General features: G+C 51.3%; 11 protein-coding genes. All 11 read right to left on the bottom strand.

Annotated elements, in window-relative coordinates; genetic code table 11:
* Nucleotides 1–92: 92 nt before the first annotated feature.
* The 11 genes from fusA to secE all read right to left on the bottom strand — a co-directional run bounded on the left by fusA (nucleotide 93) and on the right by secE (nucleotide 15,312).
* Nucleotides 93–2,189 (bottom strand): elongation factor G, encoded by a 2,097-nt coding sequence (gene fusA / locus ACRRUX_RS20105; protein WP_432533968.1) that lies wholly within the window; start codon nucleotides 2,187–2,189, stop codon nucleotides 93–95.
* Between the two features lie 76 nt (nucleotides 2,190–2,265).
* Nucleotides 2,266–2,736, bottom strand: a complete 471-nt coding sequence (gene rpsG, locus ACRRUX_RS20110) for a 30S ribosomal protein S7 (RefSeq protein ID WP_432533970.1) — start codon at nucleotides 2,734–2,736, stop codon at nucleotides 2,266–2,268.
* 79 nt (nucleotides 2,737–2,815) lie between these two features.
* Nucleotides 2,816–3,190 (bottom strand): 30S ribosomal protein S12, encoded by a 375-nt coding sequence (rpsL, locus tag ACRRUX_RS20115; RefSeq protein WP_115139184.1) that lies wholly within the window; start codon nucleotides 3,188–3,190, stop codon nucleotides 2,816–2,818.
* A 179-nt stretch (nucleotides 3,191–3,369) separates the two neighbouring features.
* Nucleotides 3,370–7,584 carry a DNA-directed RNA polymerase subunit beta' gene (gene rpoC / locus ACRRUX_RS20120; protein WP_432533972.1) on the bottom strand — a complete coding sequence of 1,405 codons (4,215 nt, stop codon included), beginning with the start codon at nucleotides 7,582–7,584 and terminating at the stop codon, nucleotides 3,370–3,372.
* Between the two features lie 81 nt (nucleotides 7,585–7,665).
* The gene (gene rpoB / locus ACRRUX_RS20125) at nucleotides 7,666–11,694 is read right to left on the bottom strand and encodes a DNA-directed RNA polymerase subunit beta (RefSeq protein ID WP_432533974.1); all 4,029 of its coding nucleotides are present in this window, start codon (nucleotides 11,692–11,694) and stop codon (nucleotides 7,666–7,668) included.
* A gap of 243 nt (nucleotides 11,695–11,937) precedes the next feature.
* Nucleotides 11,938–12,306 (bottom strand): 50S ribosomal protein L7/L12, encoded by a 369-nt coding sequence (rplL, locus tag ACRRUX_RS20130; protein ID WP_432533976.1) that lies wholly within the window; start codon nucleotides 12,304–12,306, stop codon nucleotides 11,938–11,940.
* A 54-nt stretch (nucleotides 12,307–12,360) separates the two neighbouring features.
* Nucleotides 12,361–12,858, bottom strand: a complete 498-nt coding sequence (rplJ, locus tag ACRRUX_RS20135; protein WP_432533978.1) for a 50S ribosomal protein L10 — start codon at nucleotides 12,856–12,858, stop codon at nucleotides 12,361–12,363.
* 259 nt (nucleotides 12,859–13,117) lie between these two features.
* Nucleotides 13,118–13,819: a 50S ribosomal protein L1 gene (gene rplA / locus ACRRUX_RS20140; RefSeq protein WP_432533980.1), complete on the bottom strand. Its 702-nt coding sequence runs from the start codon at nucleotides 13,817–13,819 to the stop codon at nucleotides 13,118–13,120.
* A 4-nt stretch (nucleotides 13,820–13,823) separates the two neighbouring features.
* Nucleotides 13,824–14,252, bottom strand: coding sequence for a 50S ribosomal protein L11 (gene rplK / locus ACRRUX_RS20145; protein WP_432533982.1), 429 nt, complete (start codon nucleotides 14,250–14,252; stop codon nucleotides 13,824–13,826).
* A 125-nt stretch (nucleotides 14,253–14,377) separates the two neighbouring features.
* Complete coding sequence (nusG, locus tag ACRRUX_RS20150; protein WP_432533984.1) at nucleotides 14,378–14,929, bottom strand: transcription termination/antitermination protein NusG; 552 nt, start codon at nucleotides 14,927–14,929, stop codon at nucleotides 14,378–14,380.
* 8 nt (nucleotides 14,930–14,937) lie between these two features.
* Nucleotides 14,938–15,312 (bottom strand): preprotein translocase subunit SecE, encoded by a 375-nt coding sequence (gene secE, locus ACRRUX_RS20155; RefSeq protein WP_432533986.1) that lies wholly within the window; start codon nucleotides 15,310–15,312, stop codon nucleotides 14,938–14,940.
* Nucleotides 15,313–15,559 lie beyond the last annotated feature (247 nt).

Genomic DNA, 15,559 nt, shown 5'->3' on the forward strand with positions numbered 1-15,559 from the left:
CGATATGTTCCTTTCTTTTCGAGAGTGGCCGGTTCGGGGGAACCGACCAATATCAAACAAATTACCAGTTATACCAGCCTAGCGCTGAAAATCTAGCTTCTCGCTTCAATAACTGCTTTAGCAATGTTTTGTGGTGCTTCAGCGTACTTCAAAAACTCCATGGAGTATGAGGCACGACCCTGAGTTGCAGAGCGCAAATCAGTCGCATAACCAAACATTTCAGCCAGAGGTACCACACAGCGGATAATCTTGATGCCAGCCACGCCGTCATCCATACCCTCAATCAGACCACGACGACGGTTCAGGTCACCGACCACGTCGCCCATGTAATCTTCAGGTGTGGTTACTTCTACTTTCATGCAAGGCTCGAGCAACACAGGGCTGGCTTGCAGCGCACCCTTCTTGAAGCCCATAGAACCTGCAACCTTGAAGGCCATCTCGTTTGAGTCCACATCGTGATATGAACCGTCGAACAGAGTGACCTTCACGTCCAGAACAGGGAAGCCAGCGAGTACACCGTTCTTCATCTGCTCCTGGATACCTTTGTCAACGGCAGGAATGTATTCCTTTGGAATCACACCACCCACAATCCCATTGACGAATTCATAACCGGCGCCTTCTTCATTAGGCTCCAGCTTCAGCCATACGTGACCGAATTGACCTCGACCACCGGACTGGCGAACAAACTTGCCTTCCACTTCCACGCTGGAACGAATTGTTTCACGATAGGCAACCTGAGGCTTACCTACGTTACACTCCACGCTGAACTCGCGACGCATACGGTCAACGATGATGTCCAGGTGCAATTCGCCCATACCGGAGATCAGGGTCTGTCCTGATTCTTCATCGGTCTCGACGCGGAATGATGGGTCTTCAGCCGCCAGCTTCTGCAGCGCAATACCCATTTTTTCCTGATCGGCTTTAGAGCGAGGTTCTACCGCAATGGTAATCACTGGCTCAGGAAACTCCATACGCTCCAGGATGACCTTGTGGTCACCGTCACACAGAGTGTCACCCGTGGTGACATCTTTCAGACCAATAGCCGCCGCGATATCACCGGCGCGAACTTCTTTCAGCTCTTTACGGTCATTGGCATGCATCTGCACGATACGGCCAATACGCTCACGTTTGCCCTTCACTGAGTTATACACAGCGTCACCCGACTGCAGAACTCCGGAGTACACACGGATAAAGGTCAGGGTGCCCACGAAGGGATCAGTGGCAATTTTGAATGCCAGCGCAGAAAACGGCGCGTTGTCATCAGACTCGCGTTCTACTTCGTTGTCGCGATCATCGATACCTTTAATAGCAGGTACATCAACCGGCGCAGGCAGGTATTCAACCACGGCATCCAGTACCGCCTGAACACCCTTGTTCTTGAACGCACTGCCACAGGTGGCCAGCACGATTTCATTGTTAATGGTACGCTGGCGCAGTGCCTGTTTGATTTCCTCTTCTGACAGATCACCCTCTTCCAGGTATTTTTCCATCAATTCTTCAGAGGCTTCAGCAGCTGCTTCAACCAGGTACTCGCGCATCTCGGCCGCTTTTGCTGCCAAGTTTGCTGGAATTTCTTCATAGGCAAAGGTCATCCCCTGGTCCGCTTCGTTCCAGTTGATTGCCTTCATCTTAATCAGGTCGATGACACCCTTGAACTCATCTTCAGCGCCAATATTCAGCTGAATAGGCACGCAAGTCGCGCCAAGACGAGTGCGGATCTGCTTGACTACGCGATCGAAGTCAGCACCGGCACGGTCCATCTTGTTGACGAATACCATTCGCGGAACGTGATATTTGTCAGCTTGTCGCCATACAGTTTCAGACTGTGGTTCTACGCCTGAGGATCCACAAAATACAACCACGGCACCGTCCAGCACGCGCAAAGAACGTTCAACTTCAATGGTGAAGTCAACGTGGCCTGGGGTGTCGATAATATTGATGCGGTGTTCAGTGAACTGTGCATCCATACCACGCCAGAAGGTGGTTACGGCTGCGGAAGTAATTGTGATACCACGTTCCTGCTCCTGCACCATCCAGTCGGTTGTTGCGGCACCATCGTGCACTTCACCGATTTTGTGGGACAGACCGGTATAAAACAGAACGCGTTCAGTTGTGGTGGTTTTACCAGCGTCAACATGAGCACAGATACCGATGTTACGGTAGCGCTCAATTGGAGTTGTACGAGCCACGATTATATCCTCTTATCCGGGATATGGCGCCCCGGAAACAACATAGAGGCGTGGGCCGAAGCCCACGCCAATTTTATTACCAGCGGTAATGAGCAAACGCTTTGTTTGCTTCGGCCATGCGGTGAACGTCTTCACGCTTCTTCACTGCAGTGCCTTTGTTGTCGGATGCATCCAGCAGTTCACCTGCCAGGCGCAGAGCCATAGATTTTTCACCACGCTTGCGAGCAGCTTCAACCAACCAGCGCATCGCCAGAGCGTTACGACGCACTGGACGAACTTCACATGGTACCTGGTAAGTAGAACCACCAACGCGGCGAGATTTCACCTCAACTGATGGGCGTACGTTGTCCAGGGCTGCTTCCAGAACTACCAGATGATTTTCGCCTTTCTTCTCGGCTACAACATCCAGAGCTTTGTAGATAATTTTTTCTGCAGTTGACTTTTTGCCATCCTGCATAATGACGTTGATGAACTTAGCCAGCAACTCACTGTTGAACTTTGGATCAGGTAGGATTTTACGTTGTCCTACTACGCGACGTCTTGGCATAACAATTCTCCGTATGCTTCAGGTATTTCCAAAACTGGAATTACAAATGTTTAGCTTGGCCTTACTTAACGGGAAACCATTAAGACTTAGGACGCTTAGCACCGTACTTGGAACGGCCTTGGCGACGGGTAGTCACGCCAGCACAGTCCAGGGCGCCACGAACAGTGTGGTAACGCACACCTGGCAAGTCTTTAACACGACCGCCACGGATCAGGATTACACTGTGCTCTTGCAGGTTGTGGCCTTCACCGCCGATGTATGAAGTTACTTCAAAACCGTTGGTCAGACGCACACGCGCTACTTTACGCAGAGCAGAGTTTGGTTTCTTTGGAGTGGTGGTGTACACACGAGTACAAACACCACGCTTCTGTGGGCACGCTTCCAGTGCAGGAACGTTAGTCTTTTCGACTTTGGCTGCACGTGGCTTACGTACCAACTGGTTAACAGTTGCCATGTAATAGCTCCAAATTAGTTGAATCTAGCTCAACAAATGGGTGTAAAAAATCTAATCCCACTATGGTGGGACGCGGAATTTTAGAAAGGTAATGCATGGCTGTCAAGAAATAGCCAACTTTTGCCTCTCTATACAATAAAAAAGGCGCCCCAGGCGCCTTTTTATAACTAACCTTGAGGTTAATCGTGTGAGCTGGTCATGTTCAGCAGATCAGCCAGGTTCTGTTCAGCTTCGCTGGCGCTGATGGTCTGAACTTCGTCAGTCACCGCCGCATTGCGCTTCTGATTACGCTGGTTGTGATACGCAAAACCGGTACCGGCTGGGATCAGACGACCCACAATCACGTTCTCTTTCAGACCGCGCAGGTTATCACTCTTACCACCAACTGCAGCTTCAGTCAGTACGCGAGTGGTTTCCTGGAACGAGGCCGCAGAGATGAACGATTCAGTCGCCAAGGAGGCCTTGGTAATACCCAGCAGTTCACGTTCGAACTTGGCAGGCAGCTTACCAGCCGCTTCCAGATCACGGTTAGCGATCTTCACGCGGGCCACTTCAACCTGTTCGCCTTCCAGGAACTCTGAGTCACCGGCTTCAGTGATGATGCACTTACGCAGCATCTGGCGGATGATAACTTCAATGTGCTTGTCGTTAATCTTCACGCCCTGCAGACGGTAAACGTCCTGAACTTCGTTCACGATATAGTTGGCTACATGGTGGATACCACGCAGACGCAGAATGTCGTGAGCCGCTTCTGGACCGTCGGCGATCACTTCACCACGCTCAACCTTTTCACCTTCGAACACGTTCAGGTTACGCCACTTAGGGATCATCTCTTCGTAAGCGTTGCCGCCTTCATTAGGAGTGATCACCAGACGACGCTTACCTTTGGTTTCTTTACCGAAGGAGATAGTACCGCTAACTTCGGCCAGAATTGCAGGCTCTTTTGGCTTACGCGCTTCAAAGAGGTCAGCAACCCGTGGCAGACCACCGGTAATATCGCGGGTTTTGGACGATTCCTGAGGAATACGAGCCAGGGCGTCACCCACGCGGATCTGAGCGTTGTCAGCCAGGTTCACAATCGCATTACCTGGCAGGAAGTACTGTGCAGGTACTTCGGTACCGGGGATCATCAGATCGTGTCCATTTTCGTCCACCAGACGAATCATTGGACGCATCTCTTTACCGGCAGTACCACGTTGACCCACATCCAATACCACGATAGAAGACAGACCTGTCAGCTCGTCGGTTTGGGTGGTCATGGTCACGCCATCGATCATGTCCTGGAACTTCACATAACCCGCCACTTCAGTGATGATTGGGTGAGTGTGTGGATCCCAGTTCGCAATGATCTGGCCAGCTTTAACCGCTTCGTCTTCCTGAATGCTCAGTACAGTACCGTAAGGCACCTTGTAGCGTTCTTTCTCACGGCCCATGTCATCGATAATCGCCAGTTCAGAAGAACGGGATACAATAACCAGCTTACCGTCAGAGTTGGTCACATGCTTGGCGTTGTGCAGTTTCAGCGTACCGTCGGTCTTCACCTGAACATTGTTCTCGGCAGACGCTCGGGATGCCGCACCACCGATGTGGAACGTACGCATCGTCAGCTGGGTACCTGGTTCACCAATCGACTGAGCTGCGACTACACCGATAGCCTCACCCATGTTGATCAGGTGACCACGGGCCAGGTCACGGCCGTAACACTTGGCACATACGCCGAAGTCGGTTTCACAGGTAATAACGGAGCGCACCTGCACTTCGTCGACACTGTGCTCTTCCAACTTGTCACACCATGCTTCGTCCAGCAGGGTGTTACGTGGTGCCAGCACTTCTTCAGTACCTGGGTAGAACACGTCTTCTGCAACCACACGACCCAGTACGCGCTCACGCAGCGGCTCAACTACGTCACCACCTTCAATCAGCGGCTTCATGGTCAGACCTTCGGTCGCGCCACAATCGTCTTCAACGATGACCAGATCCTGAGCAACGTCTACCAGACGACGAGTCAGGTAACCGGAGTTCGCCGTCTTCAGTGCGGTATCCGCCAGACCCTTACGGGCACCGTGGGTAGAAATAAAGTACTGCAGTACGTTCAGACCTTCACGGAAGTTCGCCACAATTGGCGTCTCGATGATGGAGCCGTCTGGCTTGGCCATCAGACCACGCATACCCGCCAACTGACGGATCTGAGCAGCACTACCACGAGCGCCTGAGTCGGCCATCATATAGATGCTGTTGAAGGACTTCTGCTTCTCTTCCACGCCATCACGGTTGATGACCGCTTCGGTAGACAGGTTTTCCATCATGGCCTTGGACACTTGTTCGTTGGTCCGGGCCCAGATATCGATGACCTTGTTGTAACGTTCACCCGCAGTTACCAGACCAGACTGGAACTGCTCCTGGATTTCCAGCACTTCCTCTTCGGCCTCTTTCACCAGGCTGTACTTCAGCTCTGGGATAACCATGTCGTTGATACCTACTGAGGCACCAGAGATGGTGGCGTATTGGAAACCGGTGTACATCAGTTGGTCGGCGAAGATAACAGTATCTTTCAGACCCAGCTGACGGTAACAGGTGTTCAGCAGACGGGAAATCTGCTTCTTGCCCATATCCTGGTTCACCAGGTCAAAAGACAGACCGGCTGGCAGAATGTTGGACATCAGTGCACGACCAACAGTGGTATCCACGATGCGACGGATCTGAGTACGCTCACCGTTCTCATCGATCTGAGTTTCGGTCAGACGCACTTTCACGCGGGCGTGCAGTTCAGCAGCACCGGTGCGGTAAGCTTTTTCAGCTTCAGCCACAGACGCAAACACCATGCCTTCACCCTTGCCGTTGATACGCTCACGGCTGAGGTAGTACAGACCCAATACCACGTCCTGAGAAGGAACGATAATAGGTTCACCGTTGGCAGGTGACAGGATGTTGTTGGTAGACATCATCAACGCACGGGCTTCCAGCTGGGCTTCCAGTGTCAGCGGTACGTGAACAGCCATCTGGTCACCGTCGAAGTCAGCGTTGTACGCCGCACACACCAGCGGGTGCAGTTGGATCGCTTTACCTTCAATCAGCACTGGTTCAAACGCCTGGATACCCAGACGGTGCAGTGTTGGTGCACGGTTGAGCAGTACCGGATGTTCACGGATCACTTCATCCAGAACGTCCCATACTTCCGCCACTTCACGCTCAACCATCTTCTTGGCAGCTTTGATGGTGGTGGCCAGGCCACGACCTTCCAGCTTGCCGTAGATGAATGGCTTGAACAGTTCCAGTGCCATTTTCTTCGGCAGACCACACTGATGCAGACGCAGAGTAGGACCTACGGTAATTACCGAACGGCCTGAGTAGTCTACGCGCTTACCCAGCAGGTTCTGACGGAAACGACCCTGCTTACCTTTGATCATGTCGGCCAGAGACTTCAGCGGACGCTTGTTGGAGCCAGTGATGGCGCGGCCACGACGACCGTTATCCAACAGCGCATCTACAGATTCCTGCAGCATACGCTTTTCGTTACGTACGATGATGTCAGGCGCAGCCAGATCCAGCAGACGCTTCAGACGGTTGTTACGGTTGATCACGCGGCGATACAGATCGTTCAGATCTGAAGTCGCGAAACGGCCGCCATCCAGTGGTACCAGAGGACGCAGGTCCGGTGGCAGCACAGGCAGTACGCGCAGGATCATCCACTCAGGCTTGTTACCTGAAGTGTAGAAAGCTTCCATCAGCTTCAGACGCTTGGTCACTTTCTTGCGACGGGTTTCAGAGTTGATGGATGGCAACTCTTCACGCATCTGCTCGATTTCTTTTTCCAGATCGATCGCTTTCAGCAGTTCCATCACTGCTTCAGCACCCATCTTGGCTTCGAACTCGTCACCGTACTCTTCCAGCGCATCCAGGTAGTTTTCTTCGGTCAGCATCTGACCGCGCTCCAGGCTGGTCATGCCTGGCTCGATAACTACAAAAGATTCAAAGTACAGTACGCGCTCGATGTCACGCAGAGTCATATCCAGCATCAAACCGATACGGGACGGCAGTGACTTGAGGAACCAGATGTGAGCCACAGGGCTCGCCAGTTCAATGTGACCCATACGCTCACGACGTACTTTAGTCTGGGTAACTTCTACGCCACACTTTTCACAGATCACACCGCGGTGCTTAAGACGCTTGTACTTACCGCACAGACACTCATAGTCTTTTACAGGACCAAAGATACGCGCACAGAACAGGCCTTCACGCTCAGGCTTGAAAGTACGGTAGTTGATGGTCTCAGGCTTCTTAACTTCACCAAATGACCAAGAGCGGATCAGATCAGGCGACGCCAGGCCGATCTTGATGCCGTTGAACTCTTCGGTCTTGCTTTGCTGTTTCAGAAACTTTAATAAGTCTTTCACGTTTCTCTCCTGAAGGAGTTAAACCGGGTGCCCCGCTTTCGCGGGACACCGATTCTGTTACCAACGAGGCCTTGGCCCGTATTACTCTTCGTCCAGCTCGATATTGATACCGAGTGAGCGGATTTCTTTCAGCAATACGTTGAAGGACTCTGGCATGCCAGGCTGCATCTGATGGTTGCCGTCCACGATGTTCTTATACATCTGGGTACGACCATTCACGTCGTCAGACTTCACAGTGAGCATTTCCTGCAGGGTATACGCAGCGCCGTATGCCTCCAGGGCCCACACTTCCATCTCACCGAAACGCTGACCACCGAACTGAGCTTTACCGCCCAGAGGCTGCTGGGTAACCAAGCTGTACGAACCGGTAGAACGGGCGTGCATCTTGTCATCCACCAGGTGGTTCAGTTTGAGCATGTACATGTAACCCACGGTTACTGGACGCTCAAATTCGTTACCGGTACGACCATCAAACAGGGTCAGCTGGCCAGAAGTTGGCAAGCCGGCAAGCTCAAGCATCTGCTTGATCTCTTTCTCTTTGGCACCGTCAAACGCAGGAGTAGCAACCGGCAGACCTTCTTTCAGGTGCTTGGCCAGACGCAGAACTTCTTCGTCGGTGAAAGAGTCGATATCGACTTTCTGCTGAGATTCACCCAGCTCATATGCCTGCTTGATGTAACCGCGCAGTTCAGCCAGTTCACGCTGTTCTTCCAGCATGCTCTGAATGCGGTTACCGATCCCCTTGGCTGCAGCACCCAGGTGAACTTCCAGTACCTGACCGATGTTCATACGGGATGGTACACCCAGTGGGTTCAGCACGATGTCTACAGGGTTACCCTGCTCATCGTATGGCATATCTTCGATAGGACAGATCTTGGAGATAACACCCTTGTTACCGTGACGACCCGCCATCTTGTCACCTGGCTGGATAGTACGCTTAACCGCCAGGTAAACCTTAACGATCTTCAGTACACCTGGAGCCAGATCATCACCTTGGGTGATCTTGCGACGCTTGATTTCAAACTGCTTGTCGAAGTCAGCTTTCAGCTCTTCGTGCTGCTCAGCCAACTGCTCCAGTTCAGTTTGTTTTGCTTCGTCGTCAATCGCCTGAGTCAGGTATTCCTTACGGGCAATCTCAGCCAGCTGGGCTTCGCTGTAACCAGCATTGATCAGCAGGTTACGGGCACGGTCGAAGATACCATTTTCCAGGATCTTGAACTCTTCGGTCAGGTCCTTACGAGCCTGAGCGATGTGCATCTCTTCGATTTCCAGCGCACGCTTGTCTTTCTCAACGCCATCGCGGGTAAATACCTGCACGTCGATAACGGTACCTTTCACAGAGTTAGGCACACGCAGCGAGCTGTCTTTTACGTCAGAGGCCTTTTCACCGAAGATGGCACGCAGCAACTTCTCTTCTGGAGTCAGCTGAGTTTCACCCTTCGGAGTCACCTTACCCACCAGGATGTCGCCACCCTTCACTTCTGCACCGATGTAAACGATACCTGACTCGTCCAGCTTGGACAGAGCAGACTCACCTACGTTAGGGATGTCAGCAGTGATCTCTTCGCTGCCCAGTTTGGTATCACGAGCGATACAAGACAGTTCCTGAATGTGAATCGTGGTGAAACGGTCTTCCTGCGCAACGCGCTCGGAGATCAAAATCGAGTCTTCGAAGTTGTAACCGTTCCAGGTCATGAACGCGATACGCATGTTCTGACCCAGAGCCAGGTCACCCAGATCCGTAGATGGACCGTCAGCCAGTACGTCGCCACGAACAATCGGATCACCGACTGAGCAGCATGGACGCTGGTTGATACAGGTGTTCTGGTTAGAACGGGTGTACTTGGTCAGGTTATAAATGTCGATACCGGCTTCGCCTGGGCGCAGCTCATCTTCATTTACCTTAACCACGATACGGCTGGCATCAACATAGTCGATCACACCGCCACGCTTGGCAGCGACAACCACACCAGAGTCAACAGCCAGGTTACGTTCAATACCGGTACCTACCAGAGGCTTGTCAGCTCTCAGCGTTGGTACGGCCTGACGTTGCATGTTCGCACCCATCAATGCACGGTTGGCGTCGTCGTGCTCAAGGAACGGAATCAACGAGGCTGCAACAGAAATAATCTGTTGTGGCGATACGTCCATATACTGGATGTCAGATGCGCGCATAAAGGTAGATTCACCTTTATGACGACAGGCTACCTGCTCTTCCAGAATACGACCGTCGCTGTCCAGTGCAATGTTGGCCTGTGCTACTACGTAGCGGCCTTCTTCGATGGCAGACAGGTATTCCACATCTTCGGTCACCACACCATCAACTACTTTACGGTATGGAGTTTCCAGGAAACCGTAAGAGTTGGTGCGGGCAAACGTTGCTAACGAGTTGATCAGACCAATGTTTGGACCTTCAGGGGTCTCAATTGGACACAGACGACCGTAGTGAGTTGGGTGTACGTCTCGAACTTCGAAGCCGGCACGCTCACGGGTCAGACCGCCTGGACCCAGAGCCGAAATACGGCGCTTGTGGGTTACTTCAGACAGTGGGTTGTTCTGGTCCATAAACTGAGACAGCTGAGAAGAGCCAAAGAACTCTTTTACTGCCGCAGAAATTGGCTTGGCGTTGATCAGATCCTGAGGCATCAGCTCGTTCAGATCGCCCAGAGACAGACGTTCACGAACAGCACGCTCAACACGTACCAGACCTACACGGAACTGGTTCTCAGCCATTTCGCCTACGGAGCGGATACGACGGTTACCCAGGTGGTCGATATCGTCCACTTCGTCGCTGCCGTTACGGATTTCGATGATCTTCTTCATCACCGCAACGATGTCTTCCTGGCTCAGTACGCCGGTACCCACGTCATCAGGAATTTCCAGACGACGGTTGAACTTCATACGACCTACTTTAGACAGGTCATAACGCTCATCGCTGAAGAACAGGTTCTGGAACAGCGCTTCGGCAGCATCTTTGGTTGGTGGCTCGCCAGGACGCATCATGCGATAGATTTCAACCAGTGCTTCCAAACGGTTGGAAGTGGTATCAATGCGCAGTGTGTCGGAGATATAAGCACCGTGATCCAACTCGTTGATGTACAGAGTAGATACGTCTTTAATGCCAGCCATAGACAACTGAGCCAGGACTTCCAGACTCAGCTCGCTGTTGGCACTAACCAGCACTTCACCGGTATCAGGATCGATATAGTCCTGAGCAGCAATCTTACCAACGATGTACTCAACCGGTACTTCCAGTTCAGTGGTGTTGGTTTTTTCCAGCTGACGGATATGACGGGCAGTAATGCGGCGGCCTTTTTCAACCAGCACATTGCCTTCACTATCTTTGATATCAAAGCTGGCAGTTTCGCCACGCAGACGCTCAGGCACCAGCTCCATAACCAGCGCATCTTTCTTCACAGTGAAAGTGATGCGGTCAAAGAAGGTGTCCAGAATCTCCTGAGTAGAGAAATCCATGGCACGCAGGATAATCGTGGCAGGCAGCTTACGACGACGGTCGATACGAACGAACAATGCGTCTTTCGGATCGAATTCGAAGTCCAGCCAGGAACCACGGTAAGGAATGATGCGTGCGTTATACAGTACTTTACCTGATGAGTGAGTCTTACCACGGTCGTGGTCGAAGAACACACCAGGGCTGCGGTGCAACTGAGACACAATTACACGCTCGGTACCGTTGATCACAAAAGTACCGTTTTCAGTCATCAGAGGGATATCCCCCATGTAGACTTCTTGCTCTTTAATGTCTTTGACTGTACCAGGTGCAGCTTCGCGATCGTACAGCACCATGCGCAGTTTAACGCGCAGCGGAGCAGAATAAGTTACACCGCGGATCTGACACTCTTTCACATCAAAAACAGGCTCACCCAGCTTGTAGCTGACATACTGCAGCTCAGAGTTACCGGAAAAGCTCTTGATGGGAAATACGCTACGGAAAGCAGCTTCTAAGCCACGCTCACCGGTAGGGTCTTGATCGATGAAAGTTTTGAAAGAGTCTAACTGAATAGACAACAGGTAAGGAATGTCCAATACGCGTGGACGCTTACCGAAGTCTTTACGAATACGCTTCTTTTCAGAATAGGAGTAAACCATGGGTTTCCTCTGCTTGCGAGATAAGACCAGGACTGATACAACCGAATTGGCTGAACCAGCACGTTTGCCCATCACCGTTGATGGCAAGAACCTAACCAATAATCACTGCTAGGGACTGCTTGAACCCCTGACGACGAACGGTGAAAAAATCGCCAGAGCCTTTAGCGCAAAAAAGGCCGACGGTTAAAAAACCGCCAGCCTCCACCTGATTGCTCAGGTGTTTTAGCAAGCTAAAATAATAGCTTACTTGATCTCTACTTGAGCGCCAGCTTCTTCCAGCTCTTTCTTCAGAGCTTCAGCTTCTTCTTTAGAGATGCCTTCTTTGATAGCTACTGGAGCAGATTCAGCCATTGCTTTGGCTTCTTTCAGACCCAGACCGGTAGCGCCACGCAGAGCCTTAATAACAGCTACTTTGTTGTCGCCGTGAGAAGTCATAACTACGTCGAATTCGGTCTTCTCTTCTACTGCAGCGCCTGCATCAGCACCGCCAGCAACTACTGCAGCAGCAGCAGTAACACCGAACTTCTCTTCCATAGCTTCGATCAGTTCAACAACTTCCATTACAGACATTGCTGCAAAGGCTTCCAAGATTTGGTCTTTAGTGATAGACATAAGAAAGTTTTCCTATAGTTCTGAATTCAATTATTTCAAGCAGCCAGCTTAAGATTAAGCGGCTTCTTTTTGATCGCGCAGGGCAGCCAGAGTACGAACGAACTTGCCAGCGGCAGCTTCCTTCATAGTCATCATCAGCTGTGCCAGTGCTTCTTCGTAAGTTGGCAGTTTTGCCAAACGATCGATCTGTGCTGCAGGGATAAATTCCCCTTCGAAAGCTGCACCTTTAACTTCAAATTGCGCTTGCTCTTTAGCAAAGTCTTTCAACAGACGTGCTGCGGCACCTGGGTGCTCGTTAGAGAATGCAATCAGAGTTGGACCAGTGAACACCTCGTTCAGGCACTCAAAAGCAGTACCTTCAACTGCACGACGAGCCAGAGTGTTACGTACAACTTTAACGTATACACCGTTGGCACGGGCAGTCTTACGCAGGGCGGTCATGGCGCCTACAGTTACACCGCGAGAATCGGCTACAACTGCAGACAGTGCACCTTTGGCAGCTTCGTTGACTTCAGCAACAATCGCTTTCTTGTCTTCGAGTCTTAATGCCATTGGCTTTACTCCTGGATTCTACCCGGGAAAATCCCCGGAAATTACCTACTGAATACTTATGTATCCAGTGACGTACGGCGCAGATTTCCAGCAGAAAAAATCTAGACTGGGGCCTGACACCGTCTACGCAGGAAATTAAGTGAATCTAATGATTTACACCTGCGGTCTTGGACGGAAGCGCGTTTCAACACTTGTGCAAAAAACACACTTCAACCCGACAAAGTGCGCGCATTATACGCTAATACGCGCACCCTGTAAATTAGTTAGCGGTTTCCAGGGTAGCCTGGTCAACTGCAACACCTGCACCCATAGTGGTGGAGATGGTAACTTTCTTGACGTACTGGCCTTTGGCAGCAGCTGGCTTGGCTTTTTTCAGCGCAGACAGCAGAGCTTCCAGGTTTTCTTTCAGCTGAACGGTGTCGAAATCAACCTTACCGATAGTGGTGTGGATGATACCGTTCTTGTCGTTACGGTAACGAACCTGACCCGCTTTAGCGTTCTTAACAGCTTCAGCAACGTTAGGAGTTACAGTACCGGTCTTAGGGTTAGGCATCAGGCCGCGTGGGCCCAGGATTTGACCCAGCATACCAACAACGCGCATTGCATCTGGAGAAGCAATTACTACGTCGAAGTTCATTTCGCCGGCTTTCACCTGCTCAGCCAGATCTTCCATACCTACCAGTTCAGCGCCTGCCGCTTTAGCAGCTTCTGCGTTTGCACCCTGGGTGAACACAGCTACGCGAACTTCACGGCCAGTACCGTGAGGCAGTACAGTCGCACCACGTACGTTCTGGTCAGATTTACGAGGATCTACGCCCAGGTTAACAGCAACGTCAACACTCTCAACGAACTTAGCGGTAGCCAGTTCTTTCAGCAGAGCAACAGCTTCGTTGATATCGTAGCTCTTGGTTACGTCTACTTTTTCGCGGATTACGCGCATGCGTTTAGTCAGCTTAGCCATTGTATTAGTCCTCTACTACCAAACCCATTGAACGCGCAGTACCTTCGATTGAGCGAGCCATCGCTTCAACGTCAGCACCAGTCATATCAGCAGCTTTGGTTTCTGCAATTTCCAGAACCTGAGCACGCTTGATAGTACCCACTTTCTGGGTGTTAGGACGGCTAGAGCCAGACTTCAGACCAGCAGCCTTCAGCAGCAGGAATGATGCTGGAGGAGTCTTGGTTTCGAAAGTGAAAGAACGATCGTTGTATACAGTGATAACAACAGGAATCGGCATACCTTTCTCGAACTTTTCAGTACGAGCGTTGAACGCCTTACAGAATTCCATGATGTTCACACCTTTCTGACCCAGAGCTGGACCAACTGGTGGAGATGGGTTAGCAGCACCAGCTGCAACCTGCAGCTTGATGTAAGCTTCAATTTTCTTTGCCATGAGCAATTTCCTCAAGTATGGGTGCAAACGCTACCGGCACTATGCCGAGAGCTCCCCGAAAACAACGGCTGCGGATTATATATTAACCCGCAGCCGTTGCCAAACGGATCTTGTATTTTATTTAATCAGCTTTTTTCAACCTGATTAAAGTCCAGTTCTACCGGAGTAGAACGGCCGAAGATCATCACAGACACTTTTACGCGGCTCTTGTCGTAATCCACTTCTTCAACGGTACCATTGAAGTCAGCAAACGGACCTTCGGTGACGCGAACCACTTCACCAGGCTCAAACATCACGCGGTGAGTTGGAGACTCTGTGGTTTCCTGCAGACGTTGCAGGATGGCTTCAGCTTCACGATCAGAGATAGGTGCGGGGCGGTCAGACGTACCACCAATAAAGCCCATCACGCGTGGAATGCTTTTCACCAGGTGCCAGCTCTCATCGTTCATTTCCATCTGAACCAAGACATAGCCAGGGAAGAACTTACGCTCGCTCTTGCGACGCTGGCCGGCACGCATTTCAACTACTTCTTCGGTAGGAACCAGTACTTCACCGAAGTGATGTTCCATTCCGTGCATTTTGATATGTTCGATCAGCGACTTGCATACACGGCCTTCATAGCCGGAGAAAGCCTGTACCACATACCATCTTTTTTTAGCTTCTTTCGCTTCAGTCATTCGGGTGCCTATACGCCAGTAATGAAATTGACAATTCGCAGCAGCACTGCGTCCAAGCCCCACAGGATCACAGCCAGAATACCGGTAGCGGCAAGTACGATAAAGGTGGTATTCAGCGCTTCCTGACGGGTCGGCCATACTACTTTACGCACTTCAATTTGTGATTCACGGGCAAATGCCAGCGCTTGCTTACCCTTGGCGGTCTGCAATGCGATGAAACCCGCCAGAGCAAACGCAATCACCACAGCAATTGCACGTACCAGCACACTGACTTCTTCGCTGTACATTTGATTGCCAATAACAGCAGCGGCCAGCAGTATAAATGCCAGACCCCACTTCACCATATCCAGAGAGTTACCCTGGTTTTCAGTATTCGTTGTCATCGGTTAATTCCGTTACTCATTACGACCTGAGCTTGAGTCACCAAGTAAACTCGAAGCCTTCAATACAGCCCAAACAGGCAAATTCGTGGTCCGAATTCACCCTTGGCTTGCAACTGCATCACGCTCAGGGGTCAAAAATCGGCCATAGATTGTATTCTTAATCAGCTTGCTACGCAAGGTGGCATCCGGGGCCCCGTAGGCAAATTCAAACATTTCAACCGCATCTGTCTGGATGAATGCAGTCAAA

This window comes from Shewanella sp. GXUN23E (assembly GCF_050865035.1).
GTDB lineage: Bacteria > Pseudomonadota > Gammaproteobacteria > Enterobacterales > Shewanellaceae > Shewanella.

Excerpts from the sequence above, each read along its gene's own strand:
- nusG (WP_432533984.1), bottom strand. The coding sequence starts at position 14,929 with ATGACTGAAGCGAAAGAAGCTAAAAAAAGATGGTATGTGGTACAGGCT.
- rpoB (WP_432533974.1), bottom strand. The coding sequence starts at position 11,694 with ATGGTTTACTCCTATTCTGAAAAGAAGCGTATTCGTAAAGACTTCGGT.
- rpsG (WP_432533970.1), bottom strand. The coding sequence starts at position 2,736 with ATGCCAAGACGTCGCGTAGTAGGACAACGTAAAATCCTACCTGATCCA.
- rplJ (WP_432533978.1), bottom strand. The coding sequence starts at position 12,858 with ATGGCATTAAGACTCGAAGACAAGAAAGCGATTGTTGCTGAAGTCAAC.
- secE (WP_432533986.1), bottom strand. The coding sequence starts at position 15,312 with ATGACAACGAATACTGAAAACCAGGGTAACTCTCTGGATATGGTGAAG.
- rpsL (WP_115139184.1), bottom strand. The coding sequence starts at position 3,190 with ATGGCAACTGTTAACCAGTTGGTACGTAAGCCACGTGCAGCCAAAGTC.
- rplL (WP_432533976.1), bottom strand. The coding sequence starts at position 12,306 with ATGTCTATCACTAAAGACCAAATCTTGGAAGCCTTTGCAGCAATGTCT.
- rplA (WP_432533980.1), bottom strand. The coding sequence starts at position 13,819 with ATGGCTAAGCTGACTAAACGCATGCGCGTAATCCGCGAAAAAGTAGAC.
- rplK (WP_432533982.1), bottom strand. The coding sequence starts at position 14,252 with ATGGCAAAGAAAATTGAAGCTTACATCAAGCTGCAGGTTGCAGCTGGT.